Raw genomic sequence first — 26014 nt, 5'->3', positions numbered from 1 at the left:
GGCGTGCATCGTGGACCTCACTATCGAGGACGTCGCTGATGCATGTCAGAGGATGTGGCGGTTTTTCATCAAGCCAGTTGCCAGCATCAACCCCGCTTGATCTGCGCCCACAAGGCGTCTACGCGTTGTTCCACCTCAGCATCCGGCCGAATCGTAACGCCCCACGCACGGGATGTTTCAGACGGCCATTTGTTGGTGGCGTCCAGACCCAGTTTGGAGCCGAGTCCGGCGGCCGGGCTGGCAAAATCCAGGTAGTCGATCGGCGTGTTTTCCACCAGCAGGCTGTCGCGCGCGGGGTCCACTCGCGTGGAGACGGCCCATATCACCTGCGACCAATCGCGCACATCAATGTCATCGTCGGTGATGATGACAAACTTGGTATAGGTGAACTGGCGAAGGTACGACCAGATGCCCATCATCACGCGGCGCGCATGACCCGCATATTGTTTGCGAATGCTGACCACGGCGATTCGATACGAGCACGCCTCCGGAGGAAGATGAAAATCCACAATCTCCGGAAAGACCTTTTGCAGGATGGGAACGAACACATCGTTGAGCGCCATGGCCAGCACGGAGGGCTCGTCGTTCGGCGCCCGGCCCATGTAACTGCCGTGATAGATGGCATCGCGGCGGACGCTCATGCGTTCAATGGTGAAGACAGGAAAATGATCTTGCGCGTTGTAGTAGCCCGTGTGATCGCCAAACGGTCCTTCGAGCGCCACGTCGTTGGGATAGATGTGGCCCTCAAGCAGAATCTCTGCGCTGGCGGGTGCGTCCAGGCCGGTCATGGCGCTGTGCCATAAGCGCGTACGCTGACCGCGCAGCAAGCCGGCCATTTCGTATTCCGACAACGTGTCTGGCACCGGTGCCACCGCCGCCAGCAACGTTGCCGGATCGGCGCCGACGGCAACCAGCACCGGAAAAGGTCGGTCTGGATAAGTGGCTTTCCAATCCGCATAGTCCAACGCGCCACCGCGATGCGGTAGCCAGCGCATGATTACCCGGCGCTTGCCGATCACCTGCTGGCGATAGATCGCCACATTTTGCCTCGGCTTGCGCGTGCCCCGCGTCACCACCAGACCAAAGGTGATCAGGCGGCCGGCATCGCCGGGCCAGCAGTGCTGAATAGGGAGGTGTGCAAGATCAATCTCCTCACCCTCGATCACCTGATGCTGAAACGGCGCCTCTCTCACTGACAGAGGCGCCACGTGAGACAGCTGTGCCAGCTCAGGCCAGCATGCAAGCGCCTGGCGCAGGCTGGAGGGCCATTGCGGCTCTTTGACGGCAGCGAGCAACTGGCCAAGCTCACGTAGCGACGACAAAGGGCGGTCGCCCAGCGCCAGCTCGATCCGCCGGCGGTGGCCGAACAGGTTGCCAAGCATGCGGTGCTTTCCGCTCACCGGGTTTTCCATCAGCAGGGCAGGGCCGCCCTCTCGCAGTGCCCGGTGACACAGAGCCGTTGATTCGAGATACGGATCGACCGGCGCGGTGACGTGGGATAGCTGCCGTTCGCGCGCCAGTCGATCAAGAAAGCTTCTCAGGTCCGAATGGCTCACGCGACATCACTTGCGAGGGACGACTGAGCCAGCAACATCCGCACGGAACGCTCAAGAAAATCGAAGTACAGATCGATGTAGTTCACGCCGCTTTCGCGATTCACCAGATACGGGTTCATCAGGGTGTGCCTGAGAATATGGAGATAGCCATCCTCCGAACCTTGATCAGCAGGAACCACGTCGAGGCTCAACGCATCGAAGATGCGCGCCATTTCATCCAACCCCAGCACGTGTGGCCGAAGAATGGTGCCCGAGCCAAAGAACTCCTTGGCTTGCAGCGGATGAGACGGATCGCATTTGAGAAGGTTCTGCAAGGCCGCCATGAAGGTGTTGGCGACGCGCGCATCGCGGTTGCCGTGCGGATTGAGCGCCAGGCAAACCAGATTGCTGTCGGGCGTAAAGGGCACCATCACGTGCGCCATGTCGGCGACATCGATGGCAAAGCGTTGCGCTCGCGCGTAGAACTCTTCGGTGGCCCGTAGCGTGCCTCGTGGAAGACGGCCAAACTGCGAATGATCGAGCGGCAGCACCTGATGCGCGACGTACGCCGCCGCGGCAGCCGCACCCGGCTTCGAGCCTTCCGGCGTGTACTTGCCAATGCTGCGGTAGCGGGTCATGTAATCCGCAGGTTCGCTGCCGTGGAATACGTAATCGGCCTGCTCGGCGAGCAGCGCCATCGCCCGGTGATCCCGGCATATAAAGGCCCCTGCGCCATAGGGGAGATACCCGAGCTTGTGCGGATCTACCGTAACGGAGTCAGTGCCTGACAGCGCTGCAAACGCTGCATGGATCTCCGGTGACGGGAACTCAACGTACTCGGCAGCGACCTCGTGGTACGGGCGCAGGCTGCCGTCTGCGTTACGAAACACCGTAGCCAGATAGCCGCCCCATGCGGCATCCACATGAACGGTGAAATCCAGACCCAGAGGACGAACGTCCTCGCGCGCGGCGAGCACGGCATCAATGGGATCGATGGTGCCGTATTCGGTGCTGCCCAACACGGCGACGCACATGAGCACCGATTGCCGATGTCGTGCGCAGTGATGCAACGCCGAGCGCAGCGCGTCCGGATCCATCCGCATACCTTTGGTCGCCACAGCCTTCAGTTGATGGCGGCCGAGGCCGAGCAACTTCAGCCCCTTGCTCCATGAGTAATGCGCGGTGACCGGTGCCAGTACCAAAGGTGGCGACAGTTGCGGGTGGGCGGCAAAGAAGTCCGTAAGACCTAGTTGCTCTATTCGCTCAGCCTCGACCCGTGCGCGCCAGTAATGGCGTTCCACCGGTGCCTGTTCACCCAACCAGCGTTGCCAGGCTGTCAGCAATTCAATGCTTGCCGTCGTGGACAAATTGAATGCCGTCCAATCGTCCGGCGGCAATTCCAGGTCGGGTACATCGGCTGCGCGCAACGCTACGGGAAAAGCTTTGAGCGCCAAAGCAAGGCGCAGCGCCTGGTAGTTCGCTACGGTGCCGCCGGATGTCAGATGGCCAAGGGCGCATGGATCTGTCTGCGGATCATGCGGGTAACCGAGCATGCGGGCGAGCTGCAGGCCGACCTTGATCTCCAGGTCGACGGTGACCGGTGCTGCATCTTCGCTGACGTTGTTCGGGTTGAAGGGCAGGGTGAGTATCTGCGCTGCCAGTCCAGGCAGCAGCAGATCGGATGTCATGTGGCCGATATAGCGCGGGCTGTGAAAAGGAGCCGATTTCTTCAGCGCCGCCGAGAGCTGATGAAGCTCCCGTCGCACGCGCGCCTCGAACGCGCAAAAGTCCGGGTGCCGCGCCGCGCTGGTAGCGATGGCCGGCGGATCTTCCGGGTGAAAGTTGCGGCGCCAGTACACGTGATCGCGTAGGAACTCCACCAGCAGCTTTTCCAGCAACGTGTCGTTTTCGCCGTAAGGTCCAAGAAAGCACGCATCCACGACGTAGTCGTGCGGCACGGTTTCCGTCATGGGGTGGGCAGCACTCATATCAGCCCGCCTGCTCAGCGTTGAGGCGATGGCCAGCGATGCGCGCGGTCTGAATGTGTTGCAGGCCGGGCCGGGTATAAGGGGCAGTCATGGCGCGTCTCCAGAAAAATGAGTGCCATGGTCTGCTCTGGAGTGGCGGAGAGCTTTGACGAGGATCAGTCCGCCGGTAAATGTCTGCCAGGTGTTGAGCGGCCGAGTACTTCTGGCATGCGCTTCGTCGCGTTCGTTCCGTGGCGGACGGCTCTTGCGACCTGCGTCCCAATTAAGGCGGTATGTCAGCCGGCTCGAACCTGCGCCTGACGTTTCGAAATTTCTTGCACACCAACTGATGTCTTGATTCGGTTGCTCAGCTTATGATCGTCCCCTGGTGGAATACGATCTGCCACGTCTCAGCAACGTTTCGCCAGAGCGTCGTTCTGCGCGTCCGGCGATTTGGTTGCTGCAGAATGTAGTTCAGTTGATAAAGGTCTTCGGCGAGCTGGTGGATCACGAAGTCAGAGCATGACCAGTCGTCGGGTTCCGGGGCTTTGTAGCGCTCCAGAAGCGTTTCTATGACGAAATCGCGGTCATAAGCGTTGCCGCTTGCGCCGATCTCCCAAAAATCATCCGCCGTCATTTTGAGAAGATCTTCGCGGCTGGCGCCAAGCTCCCGATGATGAAAGATGGGTTCGCGAGCGCTGAGCTCTCCAAGGATTGTGTCGAGATCGGATTTCCGCATTCGCCATCCTTATACGTGCGTTTTCAGCGTGCCTGATCGTCACATCTTCCCAGCTTGATGCGACGCTGCCTACCCGAAGCGGACGTCGCGAGATACGACTCAGGAGACGTAGACAGATCGCAGAGGCGGTGCGAGTGGCGCCTGCCGCGCGTCGAGCGGCTAAGCGGTGCGGTCGGTGTCTGTGAGGGCGAGTGGAAGTCCAAACGCTTTGAACAGGTCAGGGGCGGCTGGCTTCACGAATAAGGTGAGCGATGAAATCGCATCCTGTTCAAGCGTGAGCAAATGGAGAGAGTGCGCATCCCACGCTGCATCGGCTGACCGACGCGAGTAGAGCGCGAAGGCTGGTTGGCGATTCGCCGCCGCGGGAACCAGGCGAAAATCGAAATAGTGCTTCCACGCCCAGGCGAAGAACCGATGAATGCTGTCCTTTCCTGCATACCACTGGAGTTGCGGAGGCATGGTGTAGACCGCCTCCTCCGTAAGCAGGGCGACAAAGCCGTCCAGATCCCTTTCCTCCCAGGTGCGCACATAGCGGGCGAGCAGTGCCTGCTGCCCGGGATTGGACGTCGCGGCGACAGGCGGGCGCCCATCGGGGTAGCGCCGGGCGAGCGTCTCGCGCGCCCTCTGCCGGGCACTGTTGACCGACGCGGTAGAGCCCCCCAGCAGCGTGGCTGCTTCCAGCGTGGACCAGCCAAGCACGTCGCACAGCAGCAGCGTGGCGCGCTGGCGCGGCGGCAGTTGCTGGATGACGGCGACAAAAGCCAGCTGCACCGCTTCGCGGGACGAGTAGCGCACTTCAGGGCTGGGGGCATCATCGGCGATGCCCTCCAGATAGACGTCGGGATAGGGCTCGATCCAGGACACCTCGGCGGGCGGCTTGCCATCGGGCATCTGGTCGGTGGCAGGCACCCGCTGGTCGGGCAGCAGACGTGGCCCGTGCTTGCGGCTGGCGATGGCGTCGAGACAGGCGTGGGTGGCGATCCGGTAGAGCCACGCCCGCAGCGGTGCACGTCCCTCGAAGCTGGCGAAGTTGCGCCAGGCGCGCAGATAAGTCTCCTGCACGAGGTCTTCCGCCTCGTGCAGGGAGCCGAGCATGCGATAGCAATGCAGCCGGAGTTCACGCCGGAACGGCTCGGCAAGTTGCTCGAAGGTCTGGTTCGCGTGCGTCATGCCGTGCTTCTCGTTGGGTGTTTGCGGCACTGAGACGGGCGCCGACATGGATTCCGGAATGAGCGTCTGCATGATGAGGGCCCTCACGGCACGGCTTCAAGGCCAACGCCCGAGAGGAGAAACGCCTTGCCATGGGCCACGTCAGACCGGGTAGCCAGTTCGACCACGGCAGCGGCCGCATCGGCGCTCGACGGCGGTGTTCCCATGCTGCCAATGAAATCCTCAGCCGGAATGCCCAGGTAGCGTGAATAACCAGCAACCGCGTACTTGCCAAGTGCCGTGTCCGGCATGATGCGCGGCGCGAGTGCTACAAAGCGTAGGCCCAGCCCGAGCCGGTCGGACTCCTTTTGGGCATAGCTCGCCATGAACATCTGCGTGCGCTTGGCGCCCGCGTACCCTCCGGAAATCGGCGAGCCGCCGATGGCGGCACCGCTGGAAACCAGCACGATCGATGCGCCCGGCCGTAATGGCAGCAAAAGCGCCGCCTTGCAGAAGTGAAACGCGATCTTGACGTCCGATTCCCAGTTGACCCCGAACTCACGCCAACTGAGCTCATGCAGGGCTGCTGCAGGTGGATAGGCACCGCCACAGATCACCAGGATATCGGGCCGAAGCACGTCAAACACCTTCGACGGTGCGTCCTCGTGCGTCGCATCGAGAGAAAGAGTCTTAACGCCTGGACAATCCCGCACCAACTGCCTTAGCGGTTCATCCTGGCGCGCCACGGCGAGCACATGCCCACCCTCACGTGCCACCGTTCCCACAATCTCCCTGCCCACGCCACGGCTGCCGCCGATCACGACCACGTTTTTGCCCGCCAAACCAGACATAAATCCTCCTATTGCCCAAGGGGCCTGTTTCAGTCTCATCCATAGGACGGGTGTGGAGGCGAAAATTCATCGGTGGTGGGTGGCTTGATCCGGATGAGGGAATGAGCCGGAGTTGGTGCAATCCGGGGTAGGTTGTCTCAGGAGAGCGACGTCGGCATGCTTGGAGCGTCTGCTCCCGACCCGAAGGGGACGTTTCTGATGAGAGAGGGGCGGGGTGGCGATAGTTACCTGACCACCACCATCCTGTTAGGCGACGATGGTTTTGCGGTCGGAAGAACTGACAGTCAATACATGACGCTTAAACAAGGGGGCTTGTATGCGAATGCTGATGGCGGCTGTGCTATGCGCGTGCCTTGGGTTGATATCGTTTGCTGGCCACGCAGACGATCTGCGTAAGCAAGTCGTGGCGAGTACTCTAGTTACCGGCACGGTGAAGATCAGTCCTGAGGGTAAGGTGGATGGCTACACCATTGACCAGGCCGCGAAGCTTCCACCGGCCGCTCGCGACTTGCTTGATAAGAACATTCCCGCGTGGACCTTTGAAAGGACCATAACCCTGCCGGTGGATATCACCGAGCGAATGACCATCCGTCTCCTCGCTAAGGCTGTCGATGATAAGCACGACACCATAAGCATCGTTTCAGCCTCGTTTGACGATGACTTCAAATCTGTTGACGAAACCGTGCATTCTGACAAACGAGTGCAACCGCTGTATCCCGGGATCTCGCTCAACGCAAGGGTAACTGGCACGGTCTATACATTGGTCTTGGTTGGAAAGGACGGCCATACCGAGAAGGCCATTGCCGAACAGGTGAATCTGCGTACGGCAGTACCCACCGTTGCTCAGGAGCGTTTTCGAAAGGACCTTGGGTATGCCGCCACCAAGGCTTTGCAGTCCTGGACATGGCATGTGCCGACATCAGGCAGGTCCGCCAGCAATTCCAGTTGGTGGGTTCGGGTTCCCGTCGTTTTCAGCATACACGTCTATGGCACCCCAGAGCCCAAGCAGCCTGGGCCCGGCGATTGGGACGTCTACATTCCGGGGCCGCGTGTTGTGGTGACTGCCGGCGAAGGTGGGTCCGATGCGCATGCCCAGGCATCGGATGCCATAGCTGACGGTACAGTTCACCTTGCCGACTCATCGGTAAAGCTGACTACGCCTTTGGGTGGCGGTTAGAAGACGCCACTTGGCGGGCTTGGGACTATATGCGCCCAGAAGGGAAGTGAGATGTCTGCTTTCGACTGCGACTTCAGCCGGTCGTTGCACCACATTGCGGACATTTGCCGACACCTAACTAGTTCTGCCTTGCCGAATCAGGACGCCAGACCTTCATGACAATGAACTGGAGATCTGTGGGCTTAACGTCGTGTGTGCTGGTTGCCGCGGTCTTGGTCTTGCTTGTTGCAAGCCTGGCGACATTGCGCCACCGGAAGGTCAGACTATTGGGCGACTCGGCAGATACCGTATTGGCGCCCTGGGCCACCGAATCCGGACCATCCAGTGGATTGTCAATGGACCCTGGCATTCATTGAGTTGCTCTACCCAAGGATATACGCCTGTCTCACAACCTCATGGGCAAGGATGAGATGGACAGGCGCTTCAGTGCCGACCATGAATGGTCCGCCATTAGTAGCCGCATGAAACCCGGCGACGAAATCTATCCATACGACATAAGCATCCGCCACGACGCCCGCCCGGATCTTTTCAGCGGCATCGATGGTGGTGCTGGTTACATCGTGTTGCGAGGCTGGTGCCTAGTCGGCAGGCTCCAGACTCGGGTAGTCATTTACTAATGTCCGCTTCCTGCCCGAAGCGGACGTAATAGCTATGCTCAACTCAGGCCAAGTTTGGGCCGAATCCATGGGGGAGATATGGGCAGGATTTGCCTTTTGCTTTTGCTAATCGCCGCGCCTGCTGCCTTTGCCACCGATGTGACATTTTTCGATGCCAAGGTATGGGCTGATCGCGACGAAAAATCGCTATCGGCTGAGCAACAACTGGCGTTGGCTCAATCTCAGGCCCCGGTAGTGCAAGCTGCGATGTCGTCCTGCTTGGTGGCTAACGGTCCGGACCCATTCTCCTTTGTCGTCGTAGTTGAGCTGGACTCGGCCGGAAAGGTGTTGAGGACTTGGCGAAGGGGTGACTCGCAAGTGGCCGTTTGCTTCCAGAGCATGGCGGCGAAGGCGACGTTGTTCTCGCCGCCGAAAAGTCCGTTCTACTCGTCTTTCGAGATGAATCTACCTGCGAGCGCGATTAGCCATTAGGCGCTCCATCCGGCGGAAGGGGCGATACGGCCGCCCGTGGTGTGTGCAAGCGTTGTGCTAAGGGTGTTTGCCGGAATTGCGGTGTTTCCGTCGCGATATCGCTGCTGCAACGTCCGCTTGCATGAACTCAATTCTGATGGGCTCAAGGTCGCCATCCACCACCTCACCGAATACGCCAGGACGCTAGACCCCAAGCCAAGGGTGAAGCGCAGACAGCCCGATGATCTGGCTTTTGCGGCGTAACGGACCATTCCTCCGCTACGCCGCGCATCTTGGCGCATGAGCCGAAACCCATCGCTCATGCGACGAGCGATTGGCCTTCCTGAATCAAGCGTCGGAGTTGCAGCTCGTCGGAGGTGAAGGTCGTGGACCTTATGGCACCAAATGCCGCTGCTGCAGCTTTTGTTCGCACGTGTGCATCATCGAGGGAATCTGCGCCCTGCAACCGGAATGAAACGGGCGAAAGCGGGCCGAACAGCAGCGCGCGCTCCAGATCGGGCCAGCGCTCCAGGTCGGGCTCCACCTCCGCGTGGCGCGCAAGGCAGATCGCAGTTTGATGCAGCACCGACTCTTGATTGCGTTCTCGCATCGCCCGGCACGCGTTGAGCCCCCGCTCCATCTCCGCCCGTGTCGGCATGGCTACGCGGCCAGCCAGTACGTAGGTAATCCAGCGAGCCTGCAGCTCCAACACCGGAAGATAGGGGCCGATCAGGTTGAAGAGGCCAACAAACGCCAGCCCATCGAGGTCAGGGTGGAACGTATGATCGTAAAGATCGATCCCCTTGCCGTCGAAGCCAAGCGTCCTCGCGATGTCGGCAGCTAGCCAAGGCAAAGACAGGCCATAACCTGTACCGAACAAAATGGCGTCGGGCGTCGCATGAGTGCCGTCGGAAAAAAACACAGTGTCTTTGTCGATGCGCTCGATCCACGGGCGAACGGTGATTCGGCCCTCGGCTACTGCCGGCAGATAGCTTTGTGACTGCGAAATGCCAGCTGCGAAGATGTTCGCATGTGGCTCGGGCGCACCAAATTGAGCGGGACTGCCACCCGCCCTCAATACGGTCGCCTTAAGCCCTTCAGCAAGCGCTTCGACTGGAAGCACCTCGCCTGCAAGAGCAGCAGCGCGATTGAACAGCACATGTTCGGTGGGCACACCCGCTATCAGCTTGGGCAAAATATAGCGCTGTCGCCGGTAGGCGGATGTGACCTGCGCGCCACCGAATGCGAGGTCGGAAGCGATTTCCAATGCGCTGATCGAACACCCGCCGATCACAACCGAATGTCCCCGGTAACGTTCGGCCCCTTCGTATTGAGCGGTATGCGCAATACCAAAGGCACCTGTGAAGCCTTCGATGCCCGGAATTTCCGGCACCATTGGGTGAGCCTGGGCACCCGTGGCTACTATGACGCGGTTGAACGTTTTCTCGACCACCTCATCTTGCTTCCGCAAGCGCAACAGCCAGCCGCCATCCTGCGCAGCCTCGAGCCGCTCGACGCGCGTTCCAAACTGGATGCGCCTTACCAGATCGAATTTGGTGGCGTAGCGCTCCAGATAGGCCAGCATCTGATCCTGTCGCGGATAGATGGCCACGTCCGCGGCGTGGTCGAGATCGGAGAACGCCGACATCACGCGGCTGGTGTTGGTGCGCATCCCCGCCCAGGTCTTGCCCGCTTCGCCTGCCAAGTTCCATTGGCCGCCAAGCCGGTCGTCGGCCTCGAACAAAACGGACTCGATTCCATGTTGCGCTAGCCAGCGTGCCGAAACCAAACCTGCGGGCCCTGCGCCAATGATCGCGACAATGTCCTTCTCTCGATGCTTCATGTATAGCTCTCATTCGTGGTGGGCCCCACGTTATAATTCTTGGCGGCCAAAGGCGTTCCTAAATATTGCCTAAGCAAACGGTCGGGTTTCCTAAAGGGCGGAGAAGCAGGAGGGCCTATGCGACTCTCGGAGGAAATCAAGCGCTTTGTCGTGAGCCCCGTGATGATCATTGTCGGGACGCGAGATGGAGCGAACAGGCCGTCAATCGGTCGGGCCGTCGGCGCCCGAATCGTGGACGACGAGAACATCGAACTGTTCATTTCCGCGTGGCAATGGCCGGAAACCACGTCCAACCTGGCCGCCAACGGACAGGCCGCGATCACGTTTTCGCGCCCTGCCGACTATGTTTCATATCAATTGAAGGGCGCCGCTTGTCTCCGTCCCGCGGAGCAAGAGGACCTGGAGCAGTCCCGTCGCTACCAGGCCATGCTTTATGCGCACTTCAGCGGTCTTGGCCACCCCGCCCATCTGGTATCGCCGTTCATCACGGAACGTGAATTGACTGTTGCACGTGTCTTCGTGAAGGAGGCTTATGTGCAGACGCCAGGGCCCAAAGCCGGCACCGCTGCGGGAGAGGACGTTGCATCATGATACGGCTTCGCGACCTCGACGATTGTTTCGAAGGAGTCATTCCTTCGATTATTGCGACTGTCGCGGCCGATGGCACGCCCAACATCTCCTATCTGTCGCATGTCGTGCTCGTAGACGACGCGCACGTTGCGATATCCAACCAGTTCTTGGCCAAGACGGCCGCGAATATGCGCGCCAATCCGCAAGCGTCACTGCTGCTGGTCAGCGCGCGTGATGGTGGGCAGTACAGGCTTGATGTCACCTGGGTCACGTCGCGCGATGAGGGTGAACTCTTTGACCGCGTGTCGGACCAATTGCGGGCTAGCAGCGCGCAAGTTGGATTGGCCGGGGTCATGCGCCTGAAAGCGGTCGATATTTTCCAGGTCAACGCCATCGTCGCCGTTGCGTCTCCCGTCGAGACCATCGACACATCAGACGTGCCATCAACCCTCGACCTCACGGTCCTTGGCCGGGCGATGAGCGCGATCAGCGCGCAAAGCGGTACAGAGCAGGCTCTCGGCGCCTTGCTCGACGGATGCGAGGACCTCGGCTTCAGCCAGGTCGTCGTACTGCTTGGCGACAACGTGCGCCGGCTGCTCACCACAGTCGCCAGCCGAGGCTACGATCGCTCCGGCATTGGTTCGGAAATTGCCTTTGACGACGGTCTTATCGGCATCGCCGCCGGAAGCAAACGCCCGGTGAAGATCAACGATATGAGCCGAGTGCTCAGGATGGGGGCCGCGATTGAAGCCACGAGCGACTCCGATGAGGACCGGACCCGAACGATTGTGCTGCCGAGTCTGCCCGATGCCATAAGTCAGATCGCCATGCCGCTTCTCGCGCAGGGGACCCTGCGCGGGGTGCTCTTTGTCGAGAGCCGTGATCGACTTGCCTTCACCACGACACATGAAACCGCACTGGAAATGATGGCGAACCAGTGCGCACTCGCACTTGCGCTTTGCGAAGCGCTCGCGCCAGAAGCCGAGCCGGTGGCCGCAAGTGCAGCGCACCAGCAGCGTGGCAACCGTGCCATCCAGATCAGTCACCATACGTATGACGACAGCGTCTTCATCGATAACGCTTACGTGATTAAAGGTGTCGCGGGGCGCCTTCTGGCCTACATGCTCGACGCCTATATCAGCGAAGGAAGGCGCGACTTTACCAACCGCGAAATCCGCCTGGCAGAAACGCTCAGGCTGCCCGATATCAAAGACAATCTCGAAACGCGTCTTCTATTGTTGCGGCGTCGACTGGACGAAAAGAATCTTCCAGTGCGGCTGATCCATGCTGGACGGGGCCAGGTCACACTGGCTATCGATGGAATGCCCGTATTCTCACACACTGGATAGGCGGCAAGAGACCATGCAGATCTCGATCCGAGCTACGAGCCACTGGGCCCATCTTTGGAACCGTAGTCGGACTAATTCTCGCCCAATAAGACTCGGGTCGGAGCTGGCCCAACATCAACGGTTCACGCTGACTACGTGGATCCAACGAGAACACCAACGGCCTTCTTAGGCAGTATTTTCCAAAGGGAATGGATCTCTCCGGGTTCTCGCAAGCGCAGCTCGATGCCGTGGCGAGGCGCTTGAATGGGCGGCCAAGAAAAACCTTAAACTACGAAACACCGGCCGAACGATTTCATCAAACTGTTGCAACGACCGGCTGAATCCGCAACCCAAAGTGGACGTGGCAAAATTCGGATCGGTCCACCCTCACCAGGGTGGGCAGCATCGGCTGGTGAGCACAAAGGAGGGGTTGTGCAGGTTGACTATCGCTATGTATGCGATGCCGATTACTTCGCGGTCGTGATCGACCGGCAATATCGGCAAGGACCACTGTTACTGAGGCTTCCGGTTCAATTCGGCCTCATGGGCGCGGCATGTGCTCTCTGTATTGTCTTGGCGGTCAGCACGTCGCTGGTGGAGGGAGTCGCACCATTCTTCATGATCACATGCCTAGTCATGGTAGCCGGCATCTGGGCCACGAAACGGGGTCTGATGAAGAGGTTCAGGCGTAAGGCCGGTTTCGGGGCCGAGGTGACAGTTTCACTGACTGATGCCGGCCTCGACATAAGCACAGGCGCATCGAATGTCAGAGCGGACTGGTCGGCATATCCAAATGCTGTCCGATTCAGCGATGGGATTCTCTTAAAGGGTCATCGGTCGATAAGGTGGCTGCCCGACGCGGCAATCCTCGTCGGAAACCCTTCAGATTCGACAACCCTGGTCGGCCTGAAAACAGCCCTGAGGGTGATCCGTTAATTTACGGCACTGCGGTCAGATGAAATATCCGCTTTCGACTGCAGATTCAGCCGGTCGTTGCAACACACTCCTGCTGCTCGCGCAGTCTTCAGTGTATTGCAACGACAGGCTGAATCCGCAACCCGGAGCAGACATAGAGCTGTTAATGAATTGCAATCTTCGCGCTCTACCGGCAAGGACGTTCGTACCAAACTATACATAGGGATAGCAATGACCACCTCACTCTGCACGGTGCTAGAAGACAAGCCCAGTGGTAGCGACATCAATGCAATCGTCCAAGGATTGCTTGCTTTCAATCAGACCCGCACCAACGGCGCGACGCCGGAATATCTTGTGGCGACCGTGCGAGATAGCGAAGGGAAGATGTTAGGTGGCGTTGTTGGAGCTGCGTACGTGAGTTGGCTGCAAGTCAGCGCACTGTGGCTTCAAGAAGAATTGCGAGGTCAAGGTTATGGAAGCGCTCTGATGGCGCTTATCGAGGAGGCCGCGATCCAAAGAGGTTGCACCAAAGCATTCCTCGAAACATTCGATTTCCAGGCGTTGCCCTTCTATGAGAAGCGTGGCTACGCCGTTTTCAGCAGATTGCCTGACTTTCCGCCCGGTGGCGCGCGATATGCTCTTACCAAGGCTTTGCAGGCGGGGGTGACTAGGAAGCTGCTTGGTGGCTAACGCCCGCTTCCGACCCGAAGCGGACCAAACGGGTGATGATCTTTGTAGTCACGTTCTAGGGAGGGGTACATGCGATTCAAACGGATTGTTGCTTTTGCGTGCTTGCTGGTCGTCGCGTTGCTTGTCGTAGAGGGAGGCCTTTACCACCTATTGCGTACGAACCCCGATTCTTGGGGCGATTCGTGGGCGTTGGCTACCAAGCGCTTTGAATTGACGAAGTTCGTTGCCACCGCCGTCGTCGTCTGCCTGATATCCATTTGGTTTATCTGGCCGATCCGACAGAGTGTTTTGGTACAAGGGACTCTCTACTTCTTGGTCGTCGAGTTGTTGCAGGCCATCCCGTTGGTGATTTTCGGTCCAGGGATGGCAGGGCCGATTGGGCCCGCTCTTCGCGTGAATCTTGTCTTCATCGCCGCATCCACACTGGGCGTCTGGATCTTTCGTATCGCCGTAGGTAAGTCGAGCTTGCGCGTGGCTAAGAGTTGAGTGTCCGCTCTCGACCCAGAGCTGACGTCCGCAACAAAGATATGGAGTACAGGAGTCGTGAAGAGTTCCAAGGAAGGTTCGAGAGGCGCATTGGCAGGAGCAATGATTTGCCTCGGCTTTGGCGCATTGAACTGTTTTCGAAGCAGCTACCCGATGGCTCGGGCGTGTGGTTGCGCCATCCTCTTCGGGATGATCGTTTTACTTGTTGGAATTTTGCGTCGCAGACGGCGAAAGTCATAAGGGGGTGTCCGCTTTCGACCCGAAGCGAACATCGCACGTTGGAAAGGGAGCGATGTGCACGGAACCAAGCAAAGGGGCTCCGAGTGCTTCCCTGCTTCCTTTTCTGGGTGACCTAACGCGAAGAAGCACTTGGCCCCTTTATCCCGAATTCGCGCCCACGCCTTTCCCGCTCCAGGTCGCACTGCACTTGCAGCAGCATCCAGTAGAGCGCGCTGGTGTTGAGTACCACGGCGAGGCGAAGGGCGACGTTGGCGCGCATGGGTACCTCGCCGATGATGAGTCGCCGCAGTCTGGTCACGGTAATCCCCGTGCGGCGGGCGAGAGCGGAGAGGGTCATGGCTCGGGGTATCAGGTAGTCGTGCTTCAGCACCTCGCCGGGGGTGCGCAGGCGCTGTGAAGGGTCCACCCGCAGATGCGGGTCGAGGCGGATCAGATTCATCGGGTTTTCCGGTCAGGCACGGCAAGGCGACGCATCAGGGATGACATCGATGCGTGTCGGGGAATGTCCTGCGACGCTGTGCGTGATCGCCCAGGTGTGGCGCATCGATGGGGATCGACGCGCCACGGGGAACGATCACAAGGACGGGGCTAAGCGTTCACTCTGGACGCTTCACCGTACCCATCCACCAGACGTTCAAGGCACTGGATAGCGGTGGCCACTGCAATGGCCACGGAGGCCGAAAGCGGCCATTCCAACGACTTGCGGGGAAGCCCTTCGGCGCGGGCGTGCAGGCACTGCTCGTGGTCAATGCGTAGCCGCGTCAGGGCATACGCCGCCAGGGCGAGGTCTTCGCGGGTGAATACGAGCTCAGGAGGGTGTGCCGACGCCGACCCGTTGAGGGTGTCGGGTGGAGGAGTGTGGGTGCTGCCGGCGGGAACGGGCAGGCGTGCGCGTGCCGTATGATCGTGGGTAGCCAAGATCAACTCCTATGGTTGGCTTTGGTCAGCGGGTCGTGAGTGTCTCTAGCACTCGCGGCCCGCGCTTCACGACATTGCTGTCATGGTCACTCGCGGCAACCGGTGAATAGACACCGCGAGCGACCCACCGAGAGTACTCAGGGCCGCCACGGGCCGCTGTAGGGGTTTGCCTTGACGCGCTACCCCTGTGTCTGCCGACATGCCGACCGAATGGCCTGACGGCTGAACTCAGCTCACGAAATCCGAGGGCAGGGTGCACTTTTTCCGGCCTCGCGCACCGTCAAACAAGGAAAGTCGACGCGGCCCCCTGCGTTGCCGTTGCGAGCCTTCCGCTCGGCATAGCGACCTATGGCGCCGCCTTTGCCCTTATGGGTAGCATCTTGCGTCGCGCGTGAGGGCTTGCACGTGTCCGCTCCCGACCCGGAGCGGATGCTTCGCCCCAGCGCAGCATGGACTGATGGGTAAGCCGGGCTCTCCGTAAAACTACGGTTTTTTGCAGCACGTCTTTGCGGGACGATACGTTTCTGGTGACGCATGGTCGCGTGGGAGATCGACGATCTCCATCCGGGCATCGTCTTCAGGCCTTGGGTGCCACACCGCCCAACCTACGATTGGTTTCCAGAACTTTCACCATCCGTCACGGAGTCATCCCATGAAAGGTCGAGGCCTCGTTCAGACGTCCATCGTGCTGTGTGCGCTAACCCTCTCCCAGATCGCCAGTGCCGCTGACCTGGAATGCACCATGCGTTTCAGCTTGTCCGGCTGGTCGGCGATCTACAAGCACATGAGCGGTAATGGTGTGGTTACCTGCAAGAACGGTCAAACCATGAAGGTCAAGCTTGAAAGTCATGGTGGTGGACTGACGGCGGGTAAATCGCGCATTGACAATGGCGTCGGCAATTTCAGCGACATCATCAAAATAAGTGATGTGCTGGGTACTTACGCACAGGCGGATGCCAGCGCAGGTGCCGTGAAGGCCGGCACGGCACAGGTGCTCACCAAGGGCGAGGTCTCTCTTGCGCTTTCAGGCGCGGGCCAAGGTATCGAGCTCGGCGTGAGCGTGGGTGGCTTGACGATTTCAGAAGACAAGTAGAGCTGACTGAACCGGATTGCCCCCGAGGGGCTTGCGAGGCGCCGGCGTATTCGCCGACGCCTCGTGCTATGCCAGGGCTTTGCAACCCCTGTTTCAGTGCTGATCGCGGTCGCTACGCTCCGGACCTTGATCCGGTGCGAACGATATGCCGCGCAACACCTCGGCAAACTTCGCCGAGCGCACTGTCACGAACTCCTCCTTAGCGGCGACCGAGGCATCGCTGTTCTTCAGCGTGTCGCGAATGGCCACCAGCTGGTTCGGATCGGCGCCCGTGTCGCCATTGCCGCTGATCGTCGAGGTGGTGGCCCAGATCGTCACCTTGCCGTCGTCATCGAGTTGGCCCGTCAGGTTGCGCAGCCCATCCGTGGCCGGCGACCACGGCAGGTTGGTGGCGGTGTTGATGCCGGTGGGATAGCCACCCACCGTATAGGCCTGGCCCAGGTTGAGGCCGGCCTTCAAGGTGTAGGCCAGCGACCATGTCTTGCTGTTGCCGTCGTACACCCACTTCTGCAGGCCTGCGGTGGTCTGCGCAGCAGCATGCGTGTACAGATCGGCGCCGCCCGCATAGCCGTCGCCCTCATCCGCCACGTAGAGCGTGTTGGCGTCGGCGAACCACAAGGAGAACGGATAGGACAGCGTCTTGGCGGTTTTCGCGGGTGTGGTCGGGAAGCCGGCGAGGATGCACATATTGGTCGGCAGCCCATTGGTCAGCAATGTGCTCGCGTTGTAAGCCAGCGGTGCGCTGGGTAGCGGAGCGCCGGCCACTGGCACGCCGACACCGTTGGGGCAGGCCGTGCCGGTGGTGTCGACGAAGTACACCGTGTTCACGCCGTTGCCGCCGCTGCCCTTGGTGAAATACACCACGTTGTCGTGCACCGTGATGCCGCGGAAGTTGTCGTCCTTGCCGAGCTTGTCGGCCTTCAGGCCCAGTGCCGTGATGGAGAAGCTGGCCAGCGGGGTCGTGATAGCCGGGTGTTGCGAAATCTCCGGCAGGTGTGCCGGGCTGATGAACTGTGCACCGGCCCCGAGCACGATACCGGCAGGCTGCGGATTGCCCCCATTGCCCGCGTTGCCGGCTGTGTAAAAGTAATCGGCGCCATGGCGATTGATGAGGATGGCGGCCCGGCCATTGTTGCCGCTGTAGGCATTTGTTTCGGTAAAGGTGAAATGGCCCTTGCGGTCTACGGTGGCCACGGCGCGGTAGAACGCCTGTCCATCCGGATTGGTTGGATCGATGGCGCCGGGTGTGTTCGAGTTGGATACGTCGAGGGTATTTACCGGGGCGACGTAGCCCATGAACGTGAGGTACTTATGGTCCTGCGACAGGTGCAGCGCGAGCTCGGATTTCGAGCTGAAGCTGGTGACCAGCTCGCCTTCCGGCGCCGCCGGAAGCAGGCTGTTCGGTACCTGCAGCGTATCAACGAGGTGGCCGTCCGGAGTGATCTGGTCGAGGTAGATGCGCGCCGTGATGCCGAAGCTGCCGTCGTACAGGTCGTTGTTCCATAGGTAGGGATAGGTGCCGTCGAACGGAGCGCCACTGGCCGCGCCACAACCGCCCGTCGTGCTGCCGCAATTCACCGGAAGAATCGCGCCGACTTGCACGTTGCTGGCCTTGTTGTCGTACACGCTGCGACTGAGAACGAGATTGCCCGGAAAGAAATGGAAGTCACGCCGGTTCCATGAATCATCGGCATGGGCGAGTGCGCCGGTGCCGAACAAAACGAGCGCAAGGGTCGCGCCGATACGCTGCCGAGCAAAGCGGTTTGTCATGGTGGTCTCCAGGGGTAAGGCCTGCCCAGGACTGGGCGAGCGGGACCACGCTAGTGCTGGCCCATGAAGGCTTCTTGACAAGCCGCCGAGGCTTGGCTTGGCGGCGTGGACGTCTATACGTCCGCGTCGCGAAAGAATTTGTGCTGATCGAAAGAGTCTGCGTCGATGGGGCTTGGTGATGTGAAGAGTCTGCAACGCTTTCGTCCGCGTGGAGGGTCGAACGGGCGATCAGGGCGCCAGTTCTTGCGTTAAAGCGTTCCCTGATCTTCTTTGGAAAGTGTCCGGCAACCTTTGTCGGGCCTCGCTACGGGCAGACCGGCGGGCACAGGTAGACGCGCCGGAATTCATTTAAGCTGAAGGCTGGAAGTACCTGGCCTAGTGGCCAGGTCAATAACGGGGGGAAATCATGTTCAAGCATTACAGCCGCCTCGGCGGTATCGCTTTGTCGTGCCTGTTTGCCGCGTCCTGGTCGCATGACGCGTCGGCTTCAAACCAACTCGCGCCTGAAATGGCGGCCACGTCCGCGACCGTAACGTCGCCGACGGTTTCCTTCGGGACCTTGCCCGCCCTGCAAGTGGCGACACCGAAGCCGGGTAGCAAATATGTCCCGGGTGACTTCAATGGCGACGGCACGTCGGACCTGCTGTGGTTTAACCCCATCCTCAGTCAGGTGGGCTACTGGACCATGAACGCCACGACCGTGGGTGTGCCATTTTCAGGCGGTGGCGTGACGCGGACCGGGCTGGCCTCCTTTGCGGTGACTCCCGGTTATTTCGTTGGCGCCGTAGGCGACTTCAACAATGATGGCTACGCCGACCTCGTCTTCACCAGCGCCAATCACGATCTCTGGCTATGGACCAACAACCGGAACGGTAGTTGGTCGTCCACCAAGATCGGGACCTATCCCAGCCAGTGGCAGTTGGTCGGTGCGGGCGATATCGACGGCGATGGCTATGACGACCTGCTGTGGCTCGACCCGTCGGAGTGCAAGTTCGGCTACTGGACGATGCACGGGGCAGTGCCCACCGGTTACCAGATCATCGATATCGCCTGTGGCTACTATCCCATCGGCATCGGCTACTACCAGCCGTCCAACCGGCTGAGCATTCTGTGGACCAGCGCCGCGAACGATCTTTATATCTGGGACAGCAAGCCGGGCTGGTTCGCCTCTTATAACCTCACCAGCGCCGTCGGAAACCTCACCAGTATCTGGGCCATGGGCGGCGGTTACATGGGTAGCGGCATGGGCATCCAGTATTACCAGGCCAGTGTCGGTTCACCTGGCGGTATCGCCACGGGCGGCATTTTTTCCCGCATCTTTGATGCTCGAGGCAACCAGACCGGATTTCAGGGCGGCACGGGCTGGGACGGCGGCGCGTTCCCCTTGGGTTCGGGCGGCTATGTCATCCAGGGTAATGGCGTCAACGCCACCGGCCTGTACAGCATCGATCAGGCAAACACTACGATCAGTACCAACGGCTTGCCTGGCTCCGACCTCTTATTTTCGGGCAACGGGGGCATCATGCCCGGCAGAGATAGCTGGACCTACCCTGTCGGTTGGTGGTTAGTCGGTGCGCCGGCCAATGGAACGGCCAATCCGGCCAATTGGTAAAGGCGCCACGGTGGCAAGACCACGCAGGCAACACTAACCGGGGCGCAGAACGCGCCCCGGTTGGCATAACAACAAGCTCCTGAGCCCCCTAGTGGAGCAGATGGCGGTCGTTAGGAAGTCGAGTACCAGAATCATTCGGTAACGTCTGCTTCCGACCCGAAGCGGACCTAGTCTCGAACGGCAAGGGAGGGGGAAATGTCGGTTGGTGACAGCGCTGAGGAATTTAGGTTTGCCGCCAAACTCATGTTTCAGTATCGCGTCGTCGCAAATGGCGAGGAAAACGTCATGCGGCTTTGCGAGGAACGAATCTTGGTTCTGCGTTCTACCACTGCACGCAAAGCCCTAGCTCTTGCGAAGAAGCGTGGGAAGGTTGCCCAGCATTCCTATAAGAATGATTCCGGCGCGATTGTGCGTTTCGAGTTCGTTGGGGTGATGGACTTGCTTCACCTCGGACTCGAGTGTGATGAGGATGAGGTCTGGTATGACATCACCCTGCGGAAGCGACCAAAAGAGCGGGCGTCGTTATTGATTCCTGAGGAAAGCCAACTAAGCGCCATCCGTATGATTACCTCCGGAAGGCCTCGCAAGCAGAAGAATGGCAAAGGCCGTGGGTGGGGAGGAGTCCATCCCATTGCTTCCGACCCGAAGCAGACATAATCAATGCGCCTCGACCACGTCCTGATTGCTTGGGCTGACCCATCACCTAGTGGTCAGTAGGGCGCCAGTATTGCCGGGTTGCTGGGCATCGTCCTTTTTGCTCAGGATCGCCACAAGTCTTCATACCAGTTGCAGGGTCTCTGCACGAACCCCTGCTAGTGTGAAGACACTTTAGGGGGAGAGTACCGTGCGTTCCTGCGCTTTGGCTTGCTGCATCCTTTTAATGTCGGCTGCGCTGCGGGCCGACCCTCCGGCAGTGGCGGAGGCGATTCGTGCCGGGGACATCAACGCCATCAGTGCCTATCTGGCTTCCGGCCATGGGGTCAACAGCCCGGCGGGCGATGGGCGCCGCACCCTTCTCAGTTTGGCCGTGCAGGCCCGCCAAGAGGCCATGGTCGAGTTCCTTATAGCCCATGGCGCGGACGTGAATCTTCACGACCCCAAACCCGGGCTCCTTGGATCTTATGATGGTGTCACGCCGATCGATCAAGCCGCGCGCAACGATGATCTCGAAGCCGCAAAGGCCCTAATTACTCACGGCGCCACCGTCAATCCAGAAGGCGATGACCCGTTCGGCCCACTGATAAATGCCTCGGTCAGAGGAAGCTTGGGTGTTGCCAAGCTGCTTTTGACCAAGGGGGCTGATATCAACCGTGCCGACGTCAATGGCGCTACTGCGCTGCACCACGCTGCCAAGATGGGGCGAGTAGACATGATGGAATTGCTGCTCGCGCACGGAGCCAAGCTTGACCAGTTGGATCACTCCGGCGATATGCCGCTGGGAAGTGCATTCCGATTCGGTCAGTTCGTCGCAGCACGTGCCTTGATTCAGCATAAAGCGCCCTGCAAGTACCTGGACCTGGCCGACCATACCCTGCTGGATCTCGCGATCTTGAGCCCGGCGGCCGCTCAGATCGATGCGGGCCTGTTAGACCAGTTGATTGGCTGTGGCGTGGACCTCCATGCCGGAAAGCGCCTGACGCTTTGGTACGCCATCGCACAGAGGAACGTGGCCGTCGCGCGCTTGCTGATCAGCAAGGGTGCGGACATCCCCACCTCGCAGATTCCTTATGGCGATCCGCTGCTACACCTGGTGGTGCAGAATTCCCTTGGAGTGGAACTTCTAGATGACCTGCTTAAAAAGGGCCTGGACGTCAACGGCACCAACCACGCCGGTCAAACCCCGCTGTTGGCGCTCGACCTGGTTCGTGCGCAGCCCGCTACGGACGGGCGCATGATTGATCTCCTCCTGGCGCACGGTGCTTCGATCAACGCGGCAGACCATCGGGGCTATACGCTGCTGCATTACGCGGCACTCGCTAACGGCGACACCGGCCCCTGGGTGGACTATCTGGTGAACAAGGGAGCGCGGGTGGATGTGAAAGGAACAACAGATTCGATATCCGACCATGCCTACACGCCCCTCCAACTCGCTGCGCAGTCCGGCAACTTGAAAGCGATGGCCGCACTGCTCTCCCATGGCGCTGATGTCAACGTCCGCGCCGGGGCAAAGTCGGAAGGCCAGACGGCCTTGTCCATCGCCATGCTTGAAGGTCATTTCGATTGCGCGAAGTTGCTGCTACAGCATGGGGCTGATGCCAGCGTCAGTAACATCCCCATGGTCGAAGTGGCGATGAACAAGGGGGAATACCAACTGGCCCAGGACTTGAAGGCACATGGCGCAAATGCCTCCGGCGTCGACCTCAGTCCACGTCCTCCGGCATTTTTCGGCGGCGGCTGTGACAGCAGACCTGCATACTGGAATGATCAGAGTGGTCAGGTGGCGGAGGTGGACGGCCAACCGGGCGAAAAGCTGTTCCTGCACCCGGACTATCCGCCGAAGTGCACGGGAGGAGACAAGAGCTGCGACGGCAACGCCTACCTAGTTGCCGGCGATCGGGTGGTGATAGGCACCCGTTGCGACGCCTGGACCGATGTGCAGTACAGCGGCCCGCGCTCAAAAAGCTGGGGCTGGGTCGAATCGGCGCGACTCAAGGATTTGGGCTCGGCGGACCATGTGTCCCTCGACCATCACGCACCTGTCAGCGCCGCTCCGCCTGGGCTATGCGAGGCCACGCGCGACAGGCTCGATGAGGCTCTACTGCATGCGGATCAGGACGCTGCTCCCTTTACACCGGTTCCGTTGGATTTCCAGAACGAGGAGGAGCTTCCTCCTGCCCTTCAGCGGGAAGCGGATGACTTTGGTTCAACCGAGATTGCCAATGCCCTGATTCGCGGCGTGCGGACCAAGGTAGTCGTTCGCTCATCCGGAGGTACTTGCCGTACGTCAACATTTGATATCTGGACGCATGACTTCAAGAAGCAGGTGTACGCCGATGCCAATGAAGATGCCTTTGTGAGCGAGGAGTTGGAGAACCACGGTACCGACACATATCTGCTAACCAACAACGGCCGGAGTCACGATGTCGTGCTCTACGGCTTCACGGGGAACTTGGACTCTACGCAGTTCTGTACTTTCAAACTGGTTCCCCGCAATCCACAGCAAGTGATAAAAGCTGCTGACTCTGAGCTATGCAATGCCGTGCGCGACGGCAAGGTCGAGCAGGTGCAGGCCGAGGAGGGTGAGCCAGTCGAGGTTGCAGCGGAATCTCTCGGCTCGGACACGGATGTGCCCGGCGGCCAATGGAATTACATGCTGGGGCCCACAGCAAGGGCCGATATCTATAACGACGGCCATCCGATGTCTGTAGCCATTGTCACCGGGAGTGCTTCCTCCGGTGCCGGCTGCGGCGCTGAATATCAGACTGCGTGGCCAGTTGTGTTGGGCAAGGATGACATGCCGGAGCGGACTCTGAAGAAGATTGAGGCCGCGGACGAGGAAGCCCATCTGATTCGTTATCACGGAACAATCTACGTCGAGACCAATTCCGCCGAAGGGTCCAGCAGCCATAACCATGATGTCTGGAAGGTGAGCCATACCGGTGTGACCAAGATGTGCTCCTACCTGCCGGTGCGCTATGACATCAAATAGCCTGCGGTGGCTCGGTGCTGCTATTGCTTGCTGGGCGGCGACCGCTCCAGTTCATGCCGACACGTTCAAGTTCGAACTGCTTCATGTTTTCCACCACACGCCGAACAGCGTCGAGGGTGCATGGCCGGCCGGCCCAGTTCAGGTTCTCCCCGATGGCGACGTGATTGGGACTACCGAACGGGGTGGTACCTACGGCGGCGGCACGGTTTTCCTCGTCACAGCAAAAGGCGAACTTAAAGTACTGCATGAGTTCACCGGGCGTGACGGCCTGTACCCCGAGAGCTGCCTTGTTCCTACCAAAAGCGGTGACTTCTACGGTACGGCGCGAGGCACCCACCACGTTGTATTTCGTATCAACTCCCGAGCTGACTTTGCCGTCGTTCATCGGTTCCAGGTCCCTACTGGGACCATACCCTATGTCGTATCGGTCAAAGGCAGTGACGGCAAAATCTATAGTGTGAGCGACCGCCGCGACGGTGGCTTCCAGCTGCTCTCTGCGGGTGAGCGCGCTGCGGCGCAGCCCGATGTGTTTTCCGGACTCTCGAATACCGTGCCTGGCGGACAGATCTTGTTAAACGCCGCGCACAACGGCAACCAAGGTAGCGAGGTCGGCACCAGCAGCGTCTCGATCTGTGCCGATGCAGTTGTGGGGGTGGATGGCCACATCTACAAAACCGACCCCAATATGCTCTCGATCATGCGAAGCGTCGAACCCGGAGCTAATAAGTCTGTTGGCGAGATCTTCAACCCCCTCAAGATGACCGAGGACCAACGCAAGCTCGCCGGCGCACGGGGGCAGATGGCGGTTCTGCCGGGCGGGGATTTGGTTGGCATCACGCATTGGCAATTGCCAGGTGAGCAAAGCAGTGGCGTATTCCGGGTTTCGCCGCTTGGAAACGTCGCCTGGGTTTCTGCCTTCGCCAAATCAATGCCCGTCCAGTCGTATTCCGGCTTGCTGTTGAGCAGTGACGGCAAAATGTATGGACTCGTCAGTCACTACGGGCCAGAGCCGATCACGCTGCTGCAGGTGACTACTGATGGGGCAGTTTCTAATGTGCTCAGCTTTCCGTCACAAGCTAGATCTCCCGGCGCACTTACGTTGGGGCCGGATGGCGCGCTATACGGCACGTTCGGTGGCTATGGAGACGGCACTAGTGGTGCAGTGTTCAAGATCGTGCAGCAGCGGTGAGTTAAGCCGGCAGGTTCATCTCGCGGGCGCTGGATTGCGATGGCGTGCATGACGCGTCAAGGAACCCCAGGAGGCTCTCAAGCAGCAAGTGATCGTATCGACTTTGTTATGTCCGTTTCCGACCCGGAGCGGACATCAAGCAAGAACTACTGTGCGATGGTCAGGTCGGGCCGGAAGGGTTGCCGGATAAATTGCCAATGGAGCTCGTATGAAGCACTACGAACTCGGGGATAGCGAGGGAATTCCGGCGATACTGCATTTTGGTTCACCCGGGTGCGGTGACTCGGGCGCTGAACTCCATGAGCTTGCGACACAGTTTGGTATCCGGTTGATTTGCCCGACTCGGCCTTGGTATGACGATGAGGGCGTTTCGCCGAGTTTTGAGGCGGTGAGCCGCGGCACAATCAACTATCTGGAAGCGAAGGGCATTGATGCCGTCCATGCAATCGGCGGTAGTGGCGGTGGCCCCTTCGCCTTGCATCTGGCGTTGTGGGATGGCTCGAAGGTCAAAGATTGCACGCTACTTGCGGCAATGGGGTCGCCACGCGAATTCGCTGATCATGTGAGGTCGCCATACACTCGTCGCCTCTTGGAGATATTTCACGGACGCGACTACCAGGCATGGCAAGACACGATGGCTGGCTGGGGCGTGTCCAAGGACTTGGCACGCGGCGCCTGGCAGGATTTCATCGCTTTCTATGATAGCTGGCCGAAAATGGAGCTCAGGGCGGCGCAACCCATTTATGTCTATCACGGTAGTGATGACCAAAACGCCCCACTCGAAGCGGTAAGGGCTCTGACTAAACATGCTCCGTTGGTGGAGTGGAACGTGATGGATGCAGCCGACCACCTGGCGATGGCTAAAGACCCAGCGAACATGATCTTTGCTTCGATCTTTCAAGGCATAGCCGATCGCAGAGCCGTATCGATGGGCGGCATGTGACCTTGATCGGATGAGTTTGGAAATGTCCGCTTTCGACTGCGACTTCAGACGGTCGTTGCAACATATTGCTGGAAACGTTCGGCCGGTGTTTCGAAGTTGAGCGTCACCTGTCACCGACCTTCGAGGATGTTTCTTGAAAAGATCAGTCTGGATTGTGTGTGCGCTGCTTGTGCTTGGTGTTATTGCCTATCTTGGCGCCACATATGGACGAAGGGGGGGCATCTACCTCGCGCCGCCCCCAGCGATTCGACCGAATGCGCGGCATTCAGCGGCCAGAGCTCAT

The 26014-nt window shown here is 59.7% G+C and carries 22 protein-coding genes and 1 pseudogene; 14 read left to right on the top strand and 9 right to left on the bottom strand.

Annotation, left to right across the window (positions count from 1 at the left end):
- Positions 1–86 precede the first annotated feature (86 nt).
- The 5 genes from OQE56_RS03330 to OQE56_RS03310 form a co-directional block, all read right to left on the bottom strand.
- A complete protein-coding gene (locus OQE56_RS03330) occupies positions 87–1556 on the bottom strand; it encodes a UbiD family decarboxylase (RefSeq protein WP_267221512.1) in 1470 nt (489 codons plus the stop codon).
- A complete protein-coding gene (locus tag OQE56_RS03325; protein ID WP_267221510.1) occupies positions 1553–3523 on the bottom strand; it encodes a pyridoxal phosphate-dependent decarboxylase family protein in 1971 nt (656 codons plus the stop codon). Before OQE56_RS03325 ends, OQE56_RS03330 begins: the two co-directional genes overlap by 4 nt.
- 346 nt (positions 3524–3869) lie before the next feature.
- A complete protein-coding gene (locus OQE56_RS03320) occupies positions 3870–4241 on the bottom strand; it encodes a nuclear transport factor 2 family protein (RefSeq protein WP_267221508.1) in 372 nt (123 codons plus the stop codon).
- A 159-nt stretch (positions 4242–4400) separates the two neighbouring features.
- The gene (locus tag OQE56_RS03315) at positions 4401–5483 is read right to left on the bottom strand and encodes a sigma-70 family RNA polymerase sigma factor (RefSeq protein WP_267221506.1); all 1083 of its coding nucleotides are present in this window, start codon (positions 5481–5483) and stop codon (positions 4401–4403) included.
- Between the two features lie 11 nt (positions 5484–5494).
- Entirely contained in the window at positions 5495–6232 is a 738-nt protein-coding gene (locus tag OQE56_RS03310; protein WP_267221504.1) for an SDR family NAD(P)-dependent oxidoreductase, read from the bottom strand.
- Positions 6233–6557: 325 nt separating this feature from the next.
- Between OQE56_RS03310 and OQE56_RS03305 the strand changes: the two genes are divergently transcribed.
- Both OQE56_RS03305 and OQE56_RS03300 read left to right on the top strand, forming a co-directional pair.
- Complete coding sequence (locus OQE56_RS03305; RefSeq protein ID WP_267221502.1) at positions 6558–7418, top strand: energy transducer TonB; 861 nt, start codon at positions 6558–6560, stop codon at positions 7416–7418.
- A 713-nt stretch (positions 7419–8131) separates the two neighbouring features.
- Positions 8132–8506 (top strand): hypothetical protein, encoded by a 375-nt coding sequence (locus OQE56_RS03300; RefSeq protein WP_267221501.1) that lies wholly within the window; start codon positions 8132–8134, stop codon positions 8504–8506.
- Between the two features lie 298 nt (positions 8507–8804).
- Here OQE56_RS03300 and OQE56_RS03295 read toward each other — a convergent pair whose 3' ends face one another.
- Positions 8805–10328 carry a flavin-containing monooxygenase gene (locus OQE56_RS03295; protein WP_267221500.1) on the bottom strand — a complete coding sequence of 508 codons (1524 nt, stop codon included), beginning with the start codon at positions 10326–10328 and terminating at the stop codon, positions 8805–8807.
- A 117-nt stretch (positions 10329–10445) separates the two neighbouring features.
- Here OQE56_RS03295 and OQE56_RS03290 point away from each other — a divergent pair, with 117 nt between their 5' ends.
- The 6 genes and pseudogenes from OQE56_RS03290 (at position 10446) to OQE56_RS03265 (ending at position 14317) form a co-directional block, all read left to right on the top strand.
- The gene (locus OQE56_RS03290; RefSeq protein ID WP_267221499.1) at positions 10446–10919 is read left to right on the top strand and encodes a pyridoxamine 5'-phosphate oxidase family protein; all 474 of its coding nucleotides are present in this window, start codon (positions 10446–10448) and stop codon (positions 10917–10919) included.
- Positions 10916–12247 carry a pyridoxamine 5'-phosphate oxidase family protein gene (locus tag OQE56_RS03285; RefSeq protein ID WP_267221498.1) on the top strand — a complete coding sequence of 444 codons (1332 nt, stop codon included), beginning with the start codon at positions 10916–10918 and terminating at the stop codon, positions 12245–12247. The genes OQE56_RS03290 and OQE56_RS03285 overlap by 4 nt, the downstream gene beginning before the upstream one ends.
- Positions 12248–12381: 134 nt before the next feature.
- A pseudogene (locus tag OQE56_RS03280) lies at positions 12382–12567 on the top strand (transposase); the annotation flags it as partial.
- A 91-nt stretch (positions 12568–12658) separates the two neighbouring features.
- Complete coding sequence (locus OQE56_RS03275) at positions 12659–13162, top strand: hypothetical protein (RefSeq protein WP_267221496.1); 504 nt, start codon at positions 12659–12661, stop codon at positions 13160–13162.
- A gap of 210 nt (positions 13163–13372) precedes the next feature.
- On the top strand, positions 13373–13831 hold the full coding sequence (locus OQE56_RS03270; protein ID WP_267221494.1) for a GNAT family N-acetyltransferase: 459 nt from the start codon (positions 13373–13375) through the stop codon (positions 13829–13831).
- A gap of 69 nt (positions 13832–13900) precedes the next feature.
- The gene (locus tag OQE56_RS03265; RefSeq protein WP_267221492.1) at positions 13901–14317 is read left to right on the top strand and encodes a hypothetical protein; all 417 of its coding nucleotides are present in this window, start codon (positions 13901–13903) and stop codon (positions 14315–14317) included.
- A gap of 352 nt (positions 14318–14669) precedes the next feature.
- On the opposite strand, the gene OQE56_RS03260 is transcribed toward OQE56_RS03265, so the two are convergent.
- Both OQE56_RS03260 and OQE56_RS03255 read right to left on the bottom strand, forming a co-directional pair.
- Positions 14670–14996, bottom strand: a complete 327-nt coding sequence (locus OQE56_RS03260) for a HigA family addiction module antitoxin (RefSeq protein ID WP_267221490.1) — start codon at positions 14994–14996, stop codon at positions 14670–14672.
- Between the two features lie 149 nt (positions 14997–15145).
- Positions 15146–15475: a hypothetical protein gene (locus tag OQE56_RS03255; RefSeq protein WP_267221488.1), complete on the bottom strand. Its 330-nt coding sequence runs from the start codon at positions 15473–15475 to the stop codon at positions 15146–15148.
- A 652-nt stretch (positions 15476–16127) separates the two neighbouring features.
- On the opposite strand from OQE56_RS03255, the gene OQE56_RS03250 reads away from it, so the two are divergent.
- The gene (locus OQE56_RS03250) at positions 16128–16568 is read left to right on the top strand and encodes a hypothetical protein (protein ID WP_267221486.1); all 441 of its coding nucleotides are present in this window, start codon (positions 16128–16130) and stop codon (positions 16566–16568) included.
- Between the two features lie 93 nt (positions 16569–16661).
- Here OQE56_RS03250 and OQE56_RS03245 read toward each other — a convergent pair whose 3' ends face one another.
- Positions 16662–18338 (bottom strand): hypothetical protein, encoded by a 1677-nt coding sequence (locus OQE56_RS03245; RefSeq protein WP_267221484.1) that lies wholly within the window; start codon positions 18336–18338, stop codon positions 16662–16664.
- A 406-nt stretch (positions 18339–18744) separates the two neighbouring features.
- Here OQE56_RS03245 and OQE56_RS03240 point away from each other — a divergent pair, with 406 nt between their 5' ends.
- The 5 genes from OQE56_RS03240 (at position 18745) to OQE56_RS03220 (ending at position 25731) form a co-directional block, all read left to right on the top strand.
- Entirely contained in the window at positions 18745–19950 is a 1206-nt protein-coding gene (locus OQE56_RS03240; RefSeq protein ID WP_267221483.1) for an FG-GAP repeat domain-containing protein, read from the top strand.
- Positions 19951–20145: 195 nt separating this feature from the next.
- Positions 20146–20607 carry a DUF4288 domain-containing protein gene (locus OQE56_RS03235; RefSeq protein WP_267221481.1) on the top strand — a complete coding sequence of 154 codons (462 nt, stop codon included), beginning with the start codon at positions 20146–20148 and terminating at the stop codon, positions 20605–20607.
- 223 nt (positions 20608–20830) lie between these two features.
- Entirely contained in the window at positions 20831–23599 is a 2769-nt protein-coding gene (locus OQE56_RS03230) for an ankyrin repeat domain-containing protein (RefSeq protein ID WP_267221479.1), read from the top strand.
- Positions 23586–24788, top strand: coding sequence for a choice-of-anchor tandem repeat GloVer-containing protein (locus OQE56_RS03225; RefSeq protein WP_267221477.1), 1203 nt, complete (start codon positions 23586–23588; stop codon positions 24786–24788). The genes OQE56_RS03230 and OQE56_RS03225 overlap by 14 nt, the downstream gene beginning before the upstream one ends.
- A 208-nt stretch (positions 24789–24996) precedes the next feature.
- Positions 24997–25731, top strand: a complete 735-nt coding sequence (locus OQE56_RS03220) for an alpha/beta fold hydrolase (protein ID WP_267221476.1) — start codon at positions 24997–24999, stop codon at positions 25729–25731.
- Positions 25732–26014: the final 283 nt, after the last annotated feature.

Origin of the sequence: Dyella silvae (assembly GCF_026421305.1) — a bacterium.
Lineage (GTDB): Bacteria > Pseudomonadota > Gammaproteobacteria > Xanthomonadales > Rhodanobacteraceae > Dyella > Dyella silvae.
Note: the sequence above shows the minus strand (reverse complement) of the source record. Positions and strands in the feature narration are given on the sequence as shown.